The following is an 18,882-nucleotide window of genomic DNA, read 5'->3' as shown; positions in this document are numbered from 1 at the left end:
CAAGTCTCATCACCCCCAGCCGGTTTCCTGACGGCGCGCGGCCATCCGTTTTGCCTCGCGCCTGATCGAGTGCTCAATTAGGCGGCAGGTCGGGGTTCAGCGAAAGAAATTCAAAGGCGCGCGTCAATGATGGATTCATGCTCTTTTTCACCGGCATGTTGTTTGGACTGCGGCAGATAAGGCAACTTATTTCCTGTATTTCATAATGTTAGGTAGAATCCACAGTCAGATCAGGCCGACAACATCTCTATTTTGGCCATAACTAAGCACCCAAACTGGCCCTATTGAGATTGCACAGCCTATAGGCACACTCTGGTCATGAGAGGCTGGGGTGAATGTGGATTTGCACGGCCCCAAACTGCATTCTTTTGGAGCATCGGACATGGATACGCTGAACTTCGCAAACGATCCCGGAACCGTCATCGAGGCCGACCGGGCGCATGTGTGGCACCACCTCAGCCAGCACAAGCAGTATGAAACGATTGATCCGCGCATCATCGTTGAGGGCAAAGGCCTGCGCCTTTGGGACATCAAGGGCAAAGAACATGTCGACGCTGTTTCTGGCGGTGTCTGGACAGTCAACGTAGGCTACGGCCGCGAACGGATCGGCAAAGCGATCTCGGACGCCGTGACCAAGATGTGCTTCTTCGGCGGCTCGCTCGGCACAATCCCGGGCGCACAATTCGCCGAGATGCTGATCGATAAAATGCCCGGTCTGGACCGGGTTTACTATGCGAACTCCGGCTCGGAGGCGAACGAGAAAGCCTTCAAGATGGTCCGTCAGATCAGCCACAAACACTATGGCGGCAAAAAGCAGAAGATCCTGTATCGCGAACGCGATTACCACGGCTCGACCCTAGCGACGATGTCGGCAGGCGGACAGGACGAACGCAACGCCCAATACGGGCCCTTCGCACCCGGCTTTGTTCGCGTGCCGCATTGCCTTGAGTACCGCTCACAGGATGGAAGCGTGGGCGAGGAATATGGTGCAAAGGCTGCACAGGCGATCGAGGATGTGATCCTTGCAGAAGGTGCCGACACCATCGGTGCGCTTTGCCTTGAGCCGATCACTGCGGGCGGTGGTATTATCGTTCCCCCCAAAGGCTATTGGGACCGTGTGCAGGAAATCTGCAAGAAATACGATATCCTGCTCCACATCGACGAAGTGGTCTGCGGCATTGGCCGCACGGGCACATGGTTCGGCTATCAGCAGTTCGGCGTGCAGCCCGACATCGTGACCATGGCAAAAGGCGTGGCCTCGGGTTACGCTGCGATTTCATGCTGTGTGACCACGAACCGTGTGTTTGACATGTTCAAGGACGACACCGATCCGCTGGGCTACTTCCGCGATATCTCGACCTTTGGCGGCTGCACCGGCGGTCCGGCTGCGGCCATCGAGAACATGAAGATCATCGAAGAAGAAGATCTGCGTGGCAATTCCGCCGTCATGGGCGAGCATCTGAAGGGAAACCTTCAGGCGCTGATGGAAAAGCACAAATGGATTGGCGACGTGCGCGGCATGGGGCTCTTTGCGGGCGCTGAACTGGTGCAGGACCGCGCGACCAAAGAGCCTGTGTCGGAAAAGCATGTGGGCGCGATCGTGGCCGACTGTATGGCGCAGGGCGTGATTATCGGCGCGACCAACCGGTCCGTGCCGGGCTATAACAACACGCTTGTGTTCGCTCCGTCACTGATTGCGACAGCCGACGATCTGGACCACATCACCTCTGCGGTTGATGCCGCCATTACCCGCGTCTTGGGCTAAACATATCAGGTGCAGGGACAGTCTGTTCCTGCACCCACCCCACCTGAGGCGCCTGAAGCGTCTTGGACGTTGCGTAGGTTGCTAAGCACAGCGTGCCCAACACAACCAAAAATCCGACTTGCAGCAGCTTCATTGGTCTTCTCCAGCTTATTGCACCTCTGATACGTGCCGGCGCAGGGTTTCCGTCGCGGACCACAGGATTTTCAGCAGCACCACTTGCCGTAGACAGAAAATAAGTCCAGTCTGGTGCGCAACCTAAGGCCAGACCATGTCTCTATCCGTCGAAACTTTCTTTCTTGATCCTTCCGCCGAAGGGACCTTGCAGGCGCGTATCCAGCAAATGGTGGCGCAGGGTATTCTTGCGGGCCGCATCCGTCCGGGTGAGCGCCTTCCCTCGTCCCGCAAGATGGCGGCGCATTTGGGTGTCAGCCGGATCACCGTGACACTGGCTTACACCGAACTAGTCGCCGATGATTATCTGACGTCGCGCGGGCGATCTGGTTATTTTGTGTCCGACAATGCCCCAGAGCCACCCGCCTTCCCGGCACAACGCGCAAACATCGGTACCGTGGATTGGACACGAACGATCGGCCAGCGGTTCACGCCCGGCCTGAGCATGGACAAGCCCGCAGACTGGGCCGACTACCGCTATCAGTTTATCTATGGTCAGACCGATAAAACGCTCTTTGACAGCGCAAACTGGCGGCTTTGTGCCTTGCGGGCGCTGGGGATGCGGGACTTTAGCGCGCTCACCTCGGATTACTTTGATGGTGATGATCCGCAACTGGTTGATTTCATCGCGCGCCAGACGCTGCCGAGGCGTGGCATCCTCGCCAATCCAGATGAGATCCTCGTGACGATGGGCGCGCAAAATGCGCTTTGGCTTTCGGCGCAGGTTCTGTTGAACAGCCGCAGGCGTGCGGCCATTGAAGACCCCTGTTACCCTGCACTGCGCACGATCCTGACGCAATCGCGTTGCCAGCTGAGCGTCGTTCCCGTTGATCAGGACGGACTGCCGCCCGAAAACCTTCCCAAAGATACGGACGTCGTTTTCACAACGCCCAGCCACCAATGTCCGACTGCCGCCACGATGCCGCTGGACCGGCGCAATGCCCTGCTGGAGAAAGCGGAAGCCGAGGATTTCATTATCGTCGAGGATGATTACGAATTCGAGATGTCCTTTCTGAAATCGCCATCACCGTCGCTCAAGTCGCTCGATAAGAACGGGCGCGTGATCTACGTGGGGTCGTTTTCAAAGTCGCTGTTTCCGGGATTGCGCCTTGGCTATCTGGTGGGTCCCGCCCCTTTCATCCGCGAGGCCCGCGCCCTGCGCGCCACAGTCCTGCGCCACCCGCCCGGACACATACAGCGCACCGTCAGTTATTATCTGTCCTTGGGGCACTACGACGCACTGATCCGCCGGATGAGCAAGACCTACCACGAACGGCGGCAATTGCTGGTTAGCGCGCTTGATCAGCAAGGGCTGACGATTGCCGGACAAGGGACTTACGGCGGATCATCCGTTTGGCTCAAGACACCTGCGGGCATTGATACAACCGTATTAGCCGAGACTTTACGCGCTGATAGCGTCCTGGTCGAACCCGGCGCGCCGTTCTTTGCAGGTGAAACCCCGCCAACAGAATACTTGCGGCTTGCCTACTCATCAATTCCCTCGGCGCGCATCCCCGAAGGGATTAACCTGATCGCCAAGGCGATCCAAAATTATTGATTTTTGAGACTTAGTGTCTCAAAATAATTTACTCTGGCCTTAGGAACGCAGAGCAACTGGACCTAACGCCAGCGCCGTGCAGAACCTAGTGTCATGACAGCGAAATTGGGGGGATTCTGCGCTCCCTTTTTCTTTGGAATTTAGGGAAGGACCCACCGCCATGAAAATGACCACTGAAGAAGCATTCGTCAAAACACTGCAGGCGCACGGCATTCGCCACGCCTTTGGGATCATCGGATCTGCCATGATGCCGATCTCTGATATTTTCCCGGCAGCGGGCATCACATTCTGGGACTGTGCCCATGAAGGCTCGGCCGGAATGATGGCTGACGGATACACCCGCGCCACCGGCGAGATGTCGATGATGATCGCGCAGAACGGCCCCGGCATCACCAACTTTGTCACTGCCGTTAAGACCGCCTACTGGAACCACACACCTTGCTTGCTGGTCACACCGCAGGCCGCCAACAAGACCATCGGTCAGGGCGGCTTTCAGGAAATGGAACAGATGAACCTGTTCAAAGACTGTGTGGCCTATCAGGAAGAAGTCCGTGATCCGTCCCGCATCTGCGAGGTTCTGGCCCGTGTCATCGCCAAGGCCAAGCGTCTGTCCGGTCCGACCCAAATCAACATTCCGCGTGATTTCTGGACTCAGGTGATCGATGTCGAAATTCCACAGCCGGTCGAGTTTGAATCCAGCCCCGGTGGTGAAACCTCTATCGCGAAAGCCGCCGAGCTTCTCTCCACTGCCAAGTTCCCTGTGATCCTGAACGGCGCTGGCGTCGTTCTGGCCGAAGGAGGCATCGAGGCCTCCAAGGTACTGGCCGAAGCGCTCGACGCACCTGTCTGCGTGGGCTACCAGCACAACGACGCGTTCCCCGGCAACCACCCGCTGTTTGCAGGTCCGCTGGGCTACAACGGGTCAAAAGCCGGCATGGAGCTGATCAGCAAGGCTGATGTTGTTCTAGCTCTGGGCACACGCCTGAACCCCTTCTCGACCCTGCCCGGTTACGGCATCGACTATTGGCCGACAAATGCGAAAGTCATTCAGGTTGATATCAACCCTGACCGCATCGGCCTGACCAAGAAGGTTACCGTCGGCATCGTCGGTGATGCGGCCAAAGTTGCGAAAGGTATCACAGCGCATCTTGCGGATACAGCAGGCGACGCCGGTCGTGACGAGCGCAAGGCGATGATCGCGCAGACCAAATCGGCCTGGGCGCAGGAACTGTCCAGCCTTGACCACGAGCAGGACGATCCGGGCACCACATGGAACGAGCGTGCGCGTCAGGCCCGTCCTGACTGGATGTCACCGCGTCAGGCGTGGCGCGCTATTCAGGCGGCAATGCCCGAAAACGCGATCATTTCGTCCGATATCGGCAACAACTGCGCCATCGGCAACGCCTACCCGAGCTTCCCCACAGGACGCAAATACCTTGCACCCGGCCTCTTTGGTCCGTGCGGCTACGGCCTGCCATCCATCGTGGGTGCGAAAATCGGCCAACCTGATGTGCCTGTGATCGGTTTTGCCGGTGACGGTGCCTTTGGTATCGCGGTGAACGAACTGACAGCGATTGGCCGCGATGAGTGGCCAGCCATCACGCAAATCGTGTTCCGCAACTACCAGTGGGGCGCGGAAAAGCGTAACTCGACCCTGTGGTTCAACGACAACTTTGTCGGCACCGAACTGGACATGAAGGTGTCCTACGCGGGCATCGCGCAGGCCTGTGGCCTGATCGGTGTGCAAGCCAGAACAATGGAAGAGCTGACAGCGCTGTTGAACCAGGCGATCAAGGATCAGATGGAGAATAACAAGACCACGCTGATCGAAGTGATCCTGAACCAGGAGTTGGGTGAACCCTTCCGCCGCGACGCCATGAAGAAGCCTGTCAAAGTGGCCGGCATCTCCGCCTCCGACATGGCAGCTGAATAGGTTTGCCATTCGACCTTGGCCCCGGCACAGCGGCGGCCCTTGCAATTGCTTTGCTGGGGGCCGCCTTTGTCCGGGGCTATTCGGGTTTCGGGTTCTCGGCGATCTTCATCGCTTTTGCAGCCCTCGTCACAAACCCGCTTCCTTTGATCCCGGTGGTCTTTGCATGCGAAATCTTGATGACAGTCTTTCAGGCCCGTGGCATTCGCGGACATGTCGACTGGCGCAGGGTACTTTACATGCTTTGCGGGGCCGCGATTGCACTGCCGTTTTCGGTTACAGTCATGCTGTCGGTGGGCGCGGATACCGCGCGGATCGTGATCTCTTCGATCATTCTGGTGATGTCACTGGTGCTGCTGTCCGGCTGGACATTGCAGCGGCGGATCGGGGCATGGGGGCACGGCGGGGTCGGTATGATCTCGGGGGCGTGCAACAGCGCGGGCATCGGCGGCTTGCCCGTCGCAGCCTTCATGTCTGCGCAACCGATGCAGGCCGCAGCCTTTCGGGCCACGATGATTGTCTACCTGACGGGGCTCGACATCATCACCCTGCCGCTTTTGTGGGCGGGCGGATTGGTCAGCTGGGATACCGCCATTGGCCTTGTCATGGCGTTTCCCTTGCTGGGTCTGGGGGTCTGGCTGGGCGGACGGCAGTTTCTTTCCGCTTCCCCTTCGACATTCCGGCGCTTTGCGGTGATGCTGCTGATGACGCTCTCGGTTCTGGGGCTCTTACGCGTATTGAAAGGCATGTAAAATGACATCACCCTTCCTTTCCACCCGTGAGGCAAAGGCCCCGGCAGACCTGATTGAACGCGCGCAAAGCTTTGGCGCCCCCCGCGTCGCCATCGCACGTGCGGGATCGCGGCTGCCGATGGAAGCCGCCGAGGACGCCACCAAAGCCGGCATTATGGTACCCGTTTTTGTGGGTGAGGCCGATATGATCCGCGCCGAGGCGGCAAGGCTCGATTGGGATATTTCGGGCTACGAGCTGCACGACACCACCGGCGAGGAAGAGGCGGGCCGTACAGCCGCTGCCCTTTGCGGTGCAGGCGAAGCTGACGTCCTGATGAAAGGGCAGCTGCATACCGATGTCTTTATGAAGACCGCCGTGGCCCGCGATGCGGGGCTGCGCACGGGTCAGCGCTTTGTGCATATCTTCCACATTTCCCATCCCGATGGCGGCAAGCCGATCCTGATCTCGGACGCGGCCGTCAACGTGGCCCCCGACATCAAGACGCGCCAGTCGTCGATTATCGAAGTCAAGAAACTGCTGAACAGACTGGGCAATGATCGCCCCAAAATTGCGATCCTGTCAGCCACTGAAAGCGCCATTCCATCGGTACCATCATCCATGGACGCCAAAGAGCTGGCGGACTGGGCACGCGCAGAGGTAGAGGGCATTGATGTGTCCGGCCCGCTGGCCTTTGACCTGATCATGTCACCCGAAGCGGCGGCCACCAAGAAGCTGACTGACGATCCTGTCGCGGGCCATGCCGATGCCATCATCGTGCCCGACATCGTTTCCGGCAACGCGCTGTTCAAGGCCTTTGTCTATCTGACCGGCGGTTGTGCCGCAGGCATCGTGACCGGTGCGAAAGTGCCGATCCTTCTGACCTCGCGCGCAGATCCACCAGCGGCACGGATCGCTTCTGCGGCCTTGGCCGCCATCAGTTGCGGGTTGGCAAAGTGATCCTTGTTCTGAACGCAGGCTCCTCCTCGCTCAAGATCGAGGTCTTTGATGAAGCGCTCCGCTCTGTCACTGCGGGTCGTGTCACGAACCTTGGGTCTGCGGGCGAATTGCGGCTGGGCGAACATATAAGCCCAGTCGCGGCGCGGGACCATGCGCAAGCGCTTGACCTGATGCTGGCGGCCTTGCGTGACGCAGGCTATCCGCTGACGGCCTTTGCTGCCGCTGCGCATCGCATCGTCCACGGCGGCGCGGTGATGACAGCGCCCGCGCGCCTGCGCCCACCGGTGATTGCCACCATCGAAAGCGTGATCCCGCTGGCCCCTTTGCACAACCCCAACAACCTTGCGGGCGTCTATGCCCTGCAAGAACTTGCCCCTGATTTGCCGCAATATTGCAGCTTCGGGACGGCGTTCCATGCCACCAACCCCGAGGTCGCCACGCGCTATGCCATCCCGCAGATGCACCATGATGCGGGCATCCGGCGCTACGGCTTTCATGGGCTGTCCTATGCCAATATGGTTGCCGAATTCGGCGCGGCATTGCCGGAGCACCTGCTGGCCTTTCACCTTGGCAACGGGGCCAGCCTTTGCGCGATCAAGGGCGGCAAGTCGATCGCCACCTCGATGGGATATTCTCCGCTCTCGGGTCTGACCATGGGTACAAGGTCTGGTGACATTGACGGTGCTGCGGTGCTGCGCATGTCCAAGGCGCTGGGTGAGGATGAAACCGACCGCATGCTGAACAAGACCTCTGGTCTGCAGGCACTTGCGGGCGAAAACAACATGAAGACGCTGCTTGAGCGCGATGATGACGCCGCCAAATTCGCCGTTGAACATTTCTGCTACTGGGCCGCCCGTCATGCAGGATCAGCCATAGTCGCCATGGGCGGGCTTGATGCTGTCGCCTTCACCGGCGGTATCGGCGAAAACGCGGCCCCTGTACGCGACAGGATCATGGAATTGCTGTCCTGCTTTGGCCGCGTACCGGTGCATGTCATCGTCGCAGACGAAGAAAAACAAATCGCCCGCGACGCGCTGGCGCTGATGGCACAGGGGCACTGAATGATGGACGGCCTGCTTGCAACACTTGATCTGACAGGACAGGAATTCCTGATTCTGACGGTGATCGTGATTGTGGCCGGGATCGTGCGCGGTTTTTCAGGCTTTGCGCTTTCGGCGGTCGTGATGGCAAGCGCCGTCATCATCCTGCCGCCGGTGCAAATCATCCCGATCTGCTGGTGGCTTGAAATGACGGCCTCGGTGCTGATGGCAAAAGGTGGATGGCAAGAGGCGGACCGCGGTATCGTGATGGGCTTGGTGATTGGATCAACCATCGGCGTGCCTTTTGGTCTGCTATTGACGACTTCTGTCTCTGTTGAAGCCAGCCAGTTGATTGCTCTGACGGTCATTATTGCGCTGGCGCTGACCCAACTTGCCAAAATCCGGCTCGCGTTTCTGGCCACCAAAGCGGGGCTTTACGGTTCAGGCATTGCCGCAGGTATCGTCACCGGCCTTGCCAGCGTCGGCGGCATGGTGATCGCGATCTATGTGCTTTCGCAAGATGCGCCCGCCGCCAAAATGCGCGCAGCCCTCGTGCTCTTCCTTTTCGTCAGCTCGCTGACCTCACTTATCATGCTGCTCTGGTTCGGCGTGATGAACAGCACTGCCGCTGCGCGTGGGCTGAGCCTTGCTATCCCGACAACGCTGGGTGTGTTCCTTGGCCAACGACTGTTCACGCCGCGGTTTGCCCCCTACTATCGCCCTGCCTGCCTGTCACTGCTTTGTGCTTTGGCAGGTGCCGCCCTTGTCCGCACCCAATTCGCTTGAAAGGTACACATATGTCACTTGATCAGCCCCAACTGGATACATCGCCCAAAGTCTCGGACGAAGTGCGCAAGACGACCTGTTACATGTGTGCCTGCCGCTGCGGGATCAATGTGCATATGAAAGACGGCAAGGTCGCCTATATCGAGGGTAACAAGGACCATCCCGTGAACCAGGGTGTGCTGTGTGCCAAAGGCTCCGCAGGGATCATGCAGCACAATGCACCCTCGCGGCTTCGCGCACCGCTCAAGCGCGTGGGCGAACGTGGATCCGGCGAGTTCGAGGAAATCAGCTGGGAAGAAGCGCTGACTCTGGCCACCGAGTGGCTGGCGCCCATCCGCGAAAAAGCCCCCGAAAAGCTCGCGTTCTTCACAGGCCGCGACCAGTCACAATCCTTTACCAGCTTCTGGGCCCAAGGTTTCGGCACGCCCAACTATGCAGCGCACGGCGGGTTCTGTTCAGTCAATATGGCGGCGGCGGGCATCTATACGATGGGCGGTGCGTTTTGGGAGTTCGGCCAGCCGGATTGGGACCACACCAAGCTATTCATGCTGTTTGGCGTGGCCGAAGATCACGACAGCAACCCCATCAAAATGGGCATCGGCAAGATCAAGGCGCGTGGCGCGCGGATGATCGGTGTGAACCCGATCCGCACCGGCTATAACGCTGTGGCTGATGACTGGGTCGGCATCACGCCAGGCACGGACGGCCTGTTCATCCTCGCTATGGTCCACTGCCTGATGAAGGCGGGCAAGGTCGATCTGGATTATCTGGCGCGCTTCACCAACGCCTCCGTTCTGGTGAACGAAGATCCCAAGTCCGACCAATTCGGCCTGTTCCTGCGCGACGAAGACGGCCAGCCGCAAGTGATTGACCGCCGCACCGGCAATCTCGCACCTTGGAATGGCCAAGGTGTTGAACCTGATCTTGCCGCCACCTATCGCGCCAAAGGTGTCACGCACCGGCCCGTTTTCCATCAGATGGCGGACCGCTATCTTTCCGAAGACTACGCGCCAGAAGCTGTGGCCGAGCGGTGCGGCATCTCTGCCCAGCGCATCCGTGCCCTTGCCGCCGATCTGGCCCGTGTTGCCTTTGACGAGGCAATCGCGCTTGACCGCCCATGGACAGATTTCCGTGGCAAGAAGCATGACAAGATGATTGGCCGGCCAGTGTCCTTCCACGCCATGCGCGGGATTTCGGCCCATTCCAACGGCTTCCAGACCTGCCGCGCGCTGCATGTGCTGCAAATCCTGCTCGGCTCGGTCGAAGTACCGGGCGGCATGCGGTTCAAACCACCCTACCCTAAACCCGCGACGGCCCACCCCAAGCCGCATGGCAAGGTCACCCCCGGTGCCGCGCTTGACGGGCCACACCTTGGCTATACCCACGGCCCCGAGGATTTGCTGCTGGATGCCGATGGCAACCCCACCCGCATCGACAAAGCCTATTCATGGGAAAACCCCATGTCGGCGCACGGGCTGATGCATATGGTGATTTCCAACGCCCATGCAGGCGTGCCTTACAAGATCGACACGCTGTTCATGTATATGGCGAATATGTCTTGGAACTCGTCCATGAACGTGGGCGGCGTGCACAAGATGCTGACCGACAAGGACGAAAACGGCGACTATGTGATCCCACGCATCATCTATTCCGACGCCTATTCGTCGGAAATGGTGGCCTACGCCGATCTGATCCTGCCCGATACCACCTATCTGGAACGGCACGACTGTATTTCGCTGCTCGACCGCCCGATCTGCGAGGCCGACGGCGTGGCCGATGCGATCCGCTGGCCCGTGGTCGAGCCTGACCGTGATGTGCGCGGGTTCCAGTCTGTGCTCTGCGATCTGGGCGCACGGCTCGGCCTGCCCGGGTTTGTGAACGAAGACGGCAGCCAGAAGTATGAAGACTACGCCGATTACATCACCAACCACGTCCGCCGCCCCGGTGTCGGGCCGCTGGCCGGATGGCGTGTTGGCGAGAACGGCAACCTTCAGGGCGGGCGCGGTCAGCCCAATGGCAGCCAGTTGCAGAACTACATCGACAACGGCGGCTTCTGGATCGAACACGTTCCTGAAAACGCAGCCTACTACAAACCCTTCAGCATGGAGTATCAGGACTGGGCCGTGAAAATGGGCTTCTATGATGTAGTCCAACCCTACATCTTCCAGCTTTACGTGGAACCTCTGCGCAAATTCCAGGCCGCCGCCGAAGGGATCGGCACACGGCAACCGCCAGAACATCTGCGCGAACGTCTGAAGCTGACGATGGACCCGCTCCCGTTCTGGTACCCCCCGCTTGAGGACGGCCACGCCGATCCGGTAGAATACCCGATCCACGCGCTGACCCAACGCCCCATGGCGATGTATCATTCATGGGGCACGCAAAACGCATGGTTGCGGCAGATCCACGGACACAACCCGCTTTATGTGCCCACAAAGATCTGGGAGGCCAAGGGCTTTCAGGAGGGCGACTGGGCGTGCGTTTCCTCGGTGCACGGGTCGATCACCGTACCCGTCGCCCATCAGGCCTCGCTCAACCCCAATACGGTCTGGACATGGAACGCCATCGGCAAACGCAAAGGCGCATGGGCGCTGGATGACAAGGCACCAGAGGCCACCAAAGGCTTCCTGCTCAACCACCTGATCCACGAATTGCTGCCACCCAAAGGTGACGGTCTGCGCTGGGCAAACTCCGATCCGATCACCGGGCAGGCCGCATGGTTCGACCTGCGGGTCAAGATCGAGAAATCCGCCGTGCCGAACGAGGTCCAACCGGTCATGCCAGCAATTAAATCACCTGTCGGCAAAGGACCAAAAAACCTCGCATGGAAGGTCGGCAAATGACCAACCGACAAGTCCTCCTCCTCATTGCCGCCTTCGTCGCCCTGACTTTGGGCAGTTTCATCTGGTACATCGCCACATGGGACAGCCGCAAAGGCAGCGATCAGACGACCCTTATCATCTTGCCTGAAATACTCCCGCCGGAGGCTCCGGTGCTTGCAACAGGGACAAAGCTATGACCCAACTCCCGCCACCTTCCGCCAAAAAACTCGGCCTCGTGATCGACCTTGATACCTGCGTGGGCTGCCATGCCTGTGTCGTCTCATGTAAAGGCTGGAACACCGAAAACTACGGCGCCCCCTTGTCGGATCAAAATGCCTATGGTGCCGATCCATCAGGGACCTTTCTGAACCGCGTCCACTCCTACGAGGTGCAACCGGCACAGGGCGAAGCTCAACTCATCCACTTTCCCAAATCCTGCCTGCACTGCGAAGACGCGCCCTGCGTCACTGTCTGCCCCACAGGTGCCAGCTATAAACGCGCCGAAGATGGCATCGTTCTGGTCAACGAAAGTGACTGCATCGGCTGCGGTCTTTGCGCATGGGCCTGCCCCTACGGCGCGCGGGAACTGGACGCCAAGGAAGGGGTGATGAAGAAATGCACCCTCTGCGTGGACCGCATCTATAACGAAAACCTCCCCGAAGAAGACCGCCAGCCCGCTTGCGTGCGCACCTGCCCTGCCGGTGCCCGCCACTTTGGCGATCTGGGCGATGCAGACAGCGACGTGTCAAAACTGGTGGCCGAACGCGGCGGGTTTGATCTGATGCCCGAACAAGGCACCAAGCCGGTCAACAAATATCTGCCCCCCCGCCCCAAAGACGAAATGCCCGAGTTCGACGTGCTGGCCCCCTACCTTGAGCCCATCGCCAGCGACGGCAAGGGCTTTGTCGGCTGGCTCGACAAAGCCCTCTCATCCCTGCCCGGAGGAGCCAAATAATGCATCCCGCAGCTTCTGTTATCATTTTCAACACATTCTCGGGCCTCGGCTTCGGCCTGCTCTTCTGGCTTGGCATGGGCGCAATCGTACCGACCGGGATGGGCGCGTTCATCTGGTTCACCATCGCTTATCTCTTCGCAGTAGGCGGGCTGATTGCCTCGACATTCCACCTCGGCCACCCCGAACGCGCGATCAAAGCCTTCAGCCAATGGAAAACCAGCTGGCTCAGCCGTGAAGGCATTTGCGCAGTCTTTGCGCTGATCGTCATGGCGGTCTACGGTGCCGGTCTGGTCTTTGCAGAGACACGGCTGGCGCTCATCGGGGTCATCGGCGGGCTGGCATCGCTGGGTGTGGTCTTCACAACGTCGATGATCTACGCGCAGATGAAAACCGTCCCGCGCTGGCGGCACTGGACAACACCGGCAATGTACTTGCTGCTGTCTGTCGGCGGCGGCGCGCTCTTATCGGGGCAAGTCACCATCCTAACCGTGCTCTTCGTCCTCGGCGCTGCCCTGCAAGTCTTTGCATGGCTCTCGGGCGACACCCGTTTCCAGACCTCCGGTACAGACATGGCAACCGCGACTGGCCTCGGGCACATCGGCAAGGTCCGCGCGTTCGAGCCACCGCACACCGGCACCAACTATCTGATGCGCGAATTTATCTATCAGGTCGGGCGCAAACACGCCGACAAACTGCGCATCATCACCATCGCTCTGGCCTTCGTCCTTCCGGTGATCTTGCTGCTTTTGCCGTTCAGCCACATTCTTGCCGTACTGGCGGTTCTCAGCCATATCGCAGGCGTGCTCACGCTCCGCTGGCTGTTCTTCGCCCAAGCCGAGCATGTCGTGGGCCTTTACTACGGCAAACGCTGACCCGTTATTATTGGCCCGAAAATATCCTGGGGGAGGCCCGCAGGGCCGGGGGCAAAGCCCCCGCCACCCTCAGCTCCGGATGCGCAGTTCTGTTTCCGCGTCAAAGAGAAAAATGCGGTTTGGATCAATCCTGATCCCGACGCGGGCCCCTTCGGCGGTCCGTTCGTCCCCGCGTTCTTCCACAACAATGCGCTCGCCCGTTGCGGATGTCAGATAGGCGAATGAGACCCCACCAAGGCTCTCGGTCAATTCAACCGTATGCGTATCACCATCAGGATCAATGACGATATGCTCGGGGCGCGCGCCTACGCTGACAGCCTTGCCTTCATAGGCCGTGCTGACCAAGCCGTCATAGCGGGCGGCCAAACCCGGTGCGTCAACACTGCCACCCTTGACCATACCGTTCACGAAATTCATCGCAGGTGATCCGATAAAGCCCGCCACAAACTTGTTGTCCGGATCGCGGTAGAGATCCATAGGCGCGCCCACTTGCTCGATCACACCCAAACGCAGCACGACAATCTTGTCGGCCAATGTCATCGCCTCGACCTGATCATGGGTCACATAAATCATCGTGGCGCCGATTTCCTTGTGCAGACGCGCAATCTCGACACGCATCTCGACCCGTAGTTCAGCGTCAAGGTTGGAAAGGGGTTCATCGAACAAGAACACCTCGGGCCCCCGCACAATGGCGCGACCAATCGATACGCGCTGGCGCTGGCCACCGGACAGGGCCGCGGGTTTGCGATCCAGATACGGTTCAAGTTTCAGTATCCGCGTCGCCTCGGCCACTTTGGCCGCGATCTCGGCTTTGGGATGGCCGTTCATTTTCAGGCCAAACCCCATGTTGTCCTTGACGGTCATATGCGGATAGAGCGCGTAGGTCTGGAACACCATCGCGACACCGCGCTCAGAGGGGTCCATGCGCGTGACATCCCGATCTCCGATGTGCATGGCGCCTTCGGTGGTCTCCTCTAGCCCCGCAACCATACGCAAAAGCGTCGACTTGCCACAGCCCGACGGGCCGACAAAAACGCAGAATTCGCCATCCGCGATTTCAAGGTCAATGCCGTGAATGACCTGTACATCGCCATAGCGCTTGATGACGTTCTTCAGCGTTACACCTGACATGGCTTATATCCCTGTTGTTTCTTTTGTCTGGTAGTCCGGAAAGCTCCAGTTCTGGGCATCCCGTGTAATTTTATCGGCTGTCTCGCGCAGGATCGGCACATAGGCTTCCAGCCCTGCAAGATTGGTCCGGCTGGTCGTGCTGGTGACCGAAAGCGCCCCCAACACGCGGCCGGCCGAGGTCAGGATAGGCATGGCGACACAGATGATTCCCGGCTCATGCTCTTCGCGATCAAAGCCATACCCGTTCTGGCGAATATCATGCAGTTCGGCCCGCAGCGCATCGGCGCTATCAAGCGTGTGCTCCGTAAAGCCGTGGAAGGATTGCTGTTCGATGACACTCTCGATGGCATCCTCATCCAGAAACGCCAACATCACCTTGCCGACACCTGTGCAATAAGCAGGCCCGACCTTGCCCGCCTGACTGTACATCTGCACCGGCTTATTCGCGTTGCGCTTGTCGATATAGAGCACCTGCGCATGATCCAGTTGCGCCAGGTGCACAGTCTCGCCCACGGCCCTGCTGAGCGCATCCAGATGCGGACGCGCCACAGGGGCGAGTGTCGATTGATCCCAAGCCGTATGGGCCAGACGCACCAGTCTCAGGCCCGGCGTATAGGTCTGCCGTTCCGGGTCATAGGCCAGCATCTGTTGATTGGTGAGGGTCTGTACAAACCTGTACAACGTGGGTTTGGGGAAATCGGACTGCGCCAAAAGCTCGCCAAAACGCACAGGCCGCCCGAAGGCCGCAACCTGATCCAGCACCTCAAGCGCTTTTCCAACTGTGCCGTCACCGGTCACACGCCCCATGTATCCTCCCTTGGTCGATTTGGGCATTTCGCACCGATCTCCTCATGGTGCTGCCTTCGACTGTTGACAAGGCTAGCCTGTTCGCGGTTTAGTATCAACATCCAAAACCAAGTTTCAAATAATGAAACCTGTTTACACACGGAAGCATACTGGGAGGAAACCATGCATTCCATTTTGAAAACGTCGCTCGCGGCGTTGGTCGCTGCTGGCGTTACCGCGTCATCCGCGGCTGCAGACGCTCACGGACTGTCCGGAGAGCTGAATATCATATCTGACATGTCCAACCCCGCACCACGTGCGGTGATGGAAGGTCTGGCAGCCGATTTTGATGCGCTGCACCCGAACCTCGAAGTCAACCTGACCATCGTTGACCGCGAAGCATGGAAAACGCAAATCCGCAATGCGCTGGGTGCGAACCCGCCGGATGTTGTGAACTGGTATGCTGCCAACCGGATGCGTCCTTATGTAGATGCCGGCCTCTTTGCAGACATCTCCGATCTCTGGGCCGAGCCTGAATTCGAAGCGCTGGCATCGACCAAGGGTGCTATGACACTTGATGGCGCGCAGTGGGGTGTGCCTTACACATACTACCAGTGGGGCGTTTACTATCGCAAAGACATCTTTGACCAGTTTGGCCTGTCCGAGCCGACAAACTGGGAAGAAGAACTCGCAAACTGCCAGACACTGCTGGACAACGGTGTCAAATGCTACACCATCGGCACGAAGTTCCTTTGGACCGCAGGCGGCTGGTTCGACTACATCAACTCGCGCACCAACGGCTATGATTTCCACATGGCGCTCGCCCGGGGTGAAGTCGAATGGACAGACGACCGTGTCCGCCAGACTTTCGCCAACTGGCGTCAGCTGATCGACATGGGCGCCTTCATCGATGACCACCAGACCTATAGCTGGCAGGAAGCCCTGCCCTTCATGGTCAATGGCGAAGCCGCCGCTTACCTGATGGGCAACTTTGCGGTTGCTGCCATGCGTGACGGCGGTCTGACCGATGATCAACTAGACTTCTACCAGTTCCCGGTCATCAATCCTGATGTTGATTACGCCGAGGATGCGCCAACCGATACGTTCCACATCGCATCGGGTGCACAGAACATGGACGCCGCGAAAGAGTTCCTGCGCTATGTCACCTCTGCCGAAGTACAGACAGCGATCAACGCAGGTGATGCTCTGGGACAGCTGCCAGTGAACGCAAACGCATCCATCGACGCGGACAAGTTCCTCGAGCAGGGCTTCGACATGCTCTCGAACAACGCGGGCGGCGGGATCATGCAGTTCTTTGATCGCGACTTTGATGCCGAAATGGCGTCTGTCGGTATGGAAGGCCTGCAAGAGTTCATGGTGTTCCCTGACAACCTTGACGACATCCTGATGCGTCTCGAAGAAACACGTCAGCGCATTTACAACTAACGCTACGGTGGGTTTTACCCACCCTACCGCACCCACCCTTTCGTAGGGTGGGTGCAACCCACGCCCGCAACCCATCTGCAAGCCCACCTGTGGTTTTCACATGTGTTGACCCAGCAGGAGAAACGCCATGTCGGTGTCACCCGCCGTTCCAAGCACCCACGCAAGCAGGCCGCAGCGCGGCTGGTACAAGCGCAACGAGATTGCGATCACCCCGTGGCTGTTCCTGCTGCCGGCGATGATCTTTTTTGCGATCTACGTGATCATCCCTATCGGCCAGTCGTTCTGGATTTCACTGCATGAATGGGACGGCCTGGGCGAGAAAACATGGGTCGGCACCGCGAACTATGAACGCCTGCTTGGCTGGGGCGATGCCAATGTGGACCGCAAGTTTTCGGTGTCGTTCTGGAACAACCTCAAATGGCTGGTGCTCTATCTGCTGGCGATCCCCGCAGGTCTGTTCATCGCGCTTTTCCTGAACCAGACCGTCACAGGCATCCGCTTTTACAAGTCGATGTTCTTTTTCCCCTTCGTCATCAGCCAGGTAGTTGTGGGTCTCGTTTTCAGCTGGTTCTACCTGCCGCGCGAAGGTCTGCTCAACGCGATCCTTGGCTTCTTTGGCGCAGGCCCCATCAACGTGCTGGGCGATCCGACACTGGCAACATACGGCATTATCGCAGCTGGCCTGTGGCCGCAAACGGCATACTGCATGATCCTCTATCTGACGGGTCTGAACGCCGTTGACCCCGAACAGGTCGAGGCCGCGCGCCTTGATGGCGCGAAGGGTCCCAAGATGCTGTGGTATGTGATCCTGCCCCAACTCAAGCCTGCGACCTTCATCGCCTTTGTCGTCACCATCATCGGCGCGCTGCGGTCATTCGACCTGATCAGCGTCATGACCAATGGCGGACCATTCGGATCAACCCGTGTGCTGTCGTTCTATATGTTCGAGGAATCGCTATCCGAATTCGGGTTCCGCATGGGCTATGGCGCGGCCATTGCCGTGATCCTGTTCTTCATCATGCTCGGGTTCATCACCTACTTCCTTTACGCGATGTACCAAGACGAAAAGGGAGCACGCTGATGTTTCCCACCCCAATCGCAAAGACCTCGCGCACGTGGCAGATCTCGTATCATGTGCTCTTGCCGGTGATGTTGATCATCTGGCTGCTGCCCCTCATTGCCGTCGCCAACTTTTCGATCAAACCCGAGTCCGATTTCGTAAGCGGCAACTACTGGGGAATTCCCAGCAGTTTTGAGGCCTTCTCGAACTATGGGCGCGTGTTCTTCGAATCAAACATGCCGCGCTATCTGTGGAATTCGCTCTTCATCACGATCCCCACAGTAATCGGGGCAGTGGCGCTGTCTGCCATGGCCGGTTTTGCACTGGGCGTTTACAAGTTCAAAGGCAATCTGCTGATCTTCTTCATCTTCATTGCAGGCAACTTTGTCCCGTTCCAGATCCTGATGGTGCCCGTGCGGGACCTGACACTGAGCCTGAACCTCTATGATACCAAAACAGGTCTGGTGCTGTTCCACATCGCCTTCCAGACCGGGTTCTGCACGCTTTTCATGCGCAACTTCATCCGCGCCCTGCCCTTCCCCTTGATCGAGGCCGCGCGCGTTGAAGGCATCGCCGAATGGCGCATCTTCCTTTTCGTCGTCCTGCCTTTGATGAAGCCCGCGCTCGCTGCGCTTGCCGTGCTGATCTTTACCTTCATCTGGAACGATTATTTCTGGGCTGTTGTCCTGACCCAAGGACCGGATGCGCAACCCGTCACCGCCGGTATCACCGAGTTCAATTCACAGTACCGCGCCGCCTATCACCTGATGAGCGCGGGCTCGATCGTGGCTGCTTTGCCGCCTGTCGCGATGTTCTTTTTGATGCAGAAACACTTTATCGCGGGCCTCACCCTCGGAGCAGTAAAGTAACC

Annotated in this window: 16 protein-coding genes; 14 read left to right on the top strand and 2 right to left on the bottom strand. The window is 58.8% G+C overall.

Translation table 11 applies throughout. From position 1 onward, the window contains the following. The first annotated feature begins 382 nt into the window (after positions 1-382). The 11 genes from SJY29_RS02260 (at position 383) to SJY29_RS02210 (ending at position 13,588) form a co-directional block, all read left to right on the top strand. Positions 383-1,765 carry an aspartate aminotransferase family protein gene (locus tag SJY29_RS02260; protein ID WP_076659286.1) on the top strand — a complete coding sequence of 461 codons (1,383 nt, stop codon included), beginning with the start codon at positions 383-385 and terminating at the stop codon, positions 1,763-1,765. Between the two features lie 268 nt (positions 1,766-2,033). Continuing rightward, positions 2,034-3,494, top strand: a complete 1,461-nt coding sequence (locus SJY29_RS02255; protein ID WP_400086299.1) for a PLP-dependent aminotransferase family protein — start codon at positions 2,034-2,036, stop codon at positions 3,492-3,494. Positions 3,495-3,654: 160 nt separating this feature from the next. Further along, positions 3,655-5,427, top strand: a complete 1,773-nt coding sequence (gene xsc / locus SJY29_RS02250; RefSeq protein WP_400086296.1) for a sulfoacetaldehyde acetyltransferase — start codon at positions 3,655-3,657, stop codon at positions 5,425-5,427. A 2-nt stretch (positions 5,428-5,429) separates the two neighbouring features. After that, positions 5,430-6,176: a sulfite exporter TauE/SafE family protein gene (locus tag SJY29_RS02245; protein ID WP_400086293.1), complete on the top strand. Its 747-nt coding sequence runs from the start codon at positions 5,430-5,432 to the stop codon at positions 6,174-6,176. A 1-nt stretch (position 6,177) separates the two neighbouring features. Continuing rightward, a complete protein-coding gene (locus SJY29_RS02240) occupies positions 6,178-7,113 on the top strand; it encodes a phosphate acyltransferase (RefSeq protein ID WP_400086290.1) in 936 nt (311 codons plus the stop codon). Beyond that, positions 7,110-8,174, top strand: coding sequence for an acetate/propionate family kinase (locus SJY29_RS02235; RefSeq protein WP_400086287.1), 1,065 nt, complete (start codon positions 7,110-7,112; stop codon positions 8,172-8,174). The genes SJY29_RS02240 and SJY29_RS02235 overlap by 4 nt, the downstream gene beginning before the upstream one ends. Then, on the top strand, positions 8,175-8,939 hold the full coding sequence (locus SJY29_RS02230; protein WP_400086284.1) for a TSUP family transporter: 765 nt from the start codon (positions 8,175-8,177) through the stop codon (positions 8,937-8,939). Between the two features lie 11 nt (positions 8,940-8,950). Further along, positions 8,951-11,782, top strand: coding sequence for a molybdopterin oxidoreductase family protein (locus SJY29_RS02225; RefSeq protein ID WP_400086281.1), 2,832 nt, complete (start codon positions 8,951-8,953; stop codon positions 11,780-11,782). Beyond that, entirely contained in the window at positions 11,779-11,958 is a 180-nt protein-coding gene (locus tag SJY29_RS02220; protein WP_400086279.1) for a hypothetical protein, read from the top strand. Before SJY29_RS02225 ends, SJY29_RS02220 begins: the two co-directional genes overlap by 4 nt. Then, the gene (locus SJY29_RS02215) at positions 11,955-12,716 is read left to right on the top strand and encodes a 4Fe-4S dicluster domain-containing protein (RefSeq protein ID WP_327543780.1); all 762 of its coding nucleotides are present in this window, start codon (positions 11,955-11,957) and stop codon (positions 12,714-12,716) included. The genes SJY29_RS02220 and SJY29_RS02215 overlap by 4 nt, the downstream gene beginning before the upstream one ends. Then, positions 12,716-13,588, top strand: a complete 873-nt coding sequence (locus tag SJY29_RS02210; RefSeq protein ID WP_400086276.1) for a dimethyl sulfoxide reductase anchor subunit family protein — start codon at positions 12,716-12,718, stop codon at positions 13,586-13,588. The genes SJY29_RS02215 and SJY29_RS02210 overlap by 1 nt, the downstream gene beginning before the upstream one ends. 69 nt (positions 13,589-13,657) lie before the next feature. Here SJY29_RS02210 and SJY29_RS02205 read toward each other — a convergent pair whose 3' ends face one another. Beyond that, positions 13,658-14,719, bottom strand: coding sequence for an ABC transporter ATP-binding protein (locus SJY29_RS02205; protein WP_400086273.1), 1,062 nt, complete (start codon positions 14,717-14,719; stop codon positions 13,658-13,660). A 3-nt stretch (positions 14,720-14,722) separates the two neighbouring features. Next, complete coding sequence (locus SJY29_RS02200) at positions 14,723-15,553, bottom strand: IclR family transcriptional regulator (protein ID WP_400086270.1); 831 nt, start codon at positions 15,551-15,553, stop codon at positions 14,723-14,725. Between the two features lie 135 nt (positions 15,554-15,688). On the opposite strand from SJY29_RS02200, the gene SJY29_RS02195 reads away from it, so the two are divergent. The 3 genes from SJY29_RS02195 (at position 15,689) to SJY29_RS02185 (ending at position 18,880) form a co-directional block, all read left to right on the top strand. Beyond that, positions 15,689-16,951: an ABC transporter substrate-binding protein gene (locus SJY29_RS02195; protein ID WP_400086267.1), complete on the top strand. Its 1,263-nt coding sequence runs from the start codon at positions 15,689-15,691 to the stop codon at positions 16,949-16,951. A 127-nt stretch (positions 16,952-17,078) separates the two neighbouring features. Next, complete coding sequence (locus tag SJY29_RS02190; RefSeq protein WP_110279844.1) at positions 17,079-18,032, top strand: carbohydrate ABC transporter permease; 954 nt, start codon at positions 17,079-17,081, stop codon at positions 18,030-18,032. Continuing rightward, positions 18,032-18,880, top strand: a complete 849-nt coding sequence (locus SJY29_RS02185) for a carbohydrate ABC transporter permease (protein ID WP_400086263.1) — start codon at positions 18,032-18,034, stop codon at positions 18,878-18,880. Before SJY29_RS02190 ends, SJY29_RS02185 begins: the two co-directional genes overlap by 1 nt. Positions 18,881-18,882 lie beyond the last annotated feature (2 nt).

Origin of the sequence: Yoonia sp. R78084 (assembly GCF_044595625.1) — a bacterium.
In the GTDB taxonomy this organism is placed as follows: domain Bacteria; phylum Pseudomonadota; class Alphaproteobacteria; order Rhodobacterales; family Rhodobacteraceae; genus Yoonia.
The sequence above is the reverse complement of the archived record's forward strand: the minus strand, read 5'-3'. Positions and strand labels throughout refer to the sequence as shown.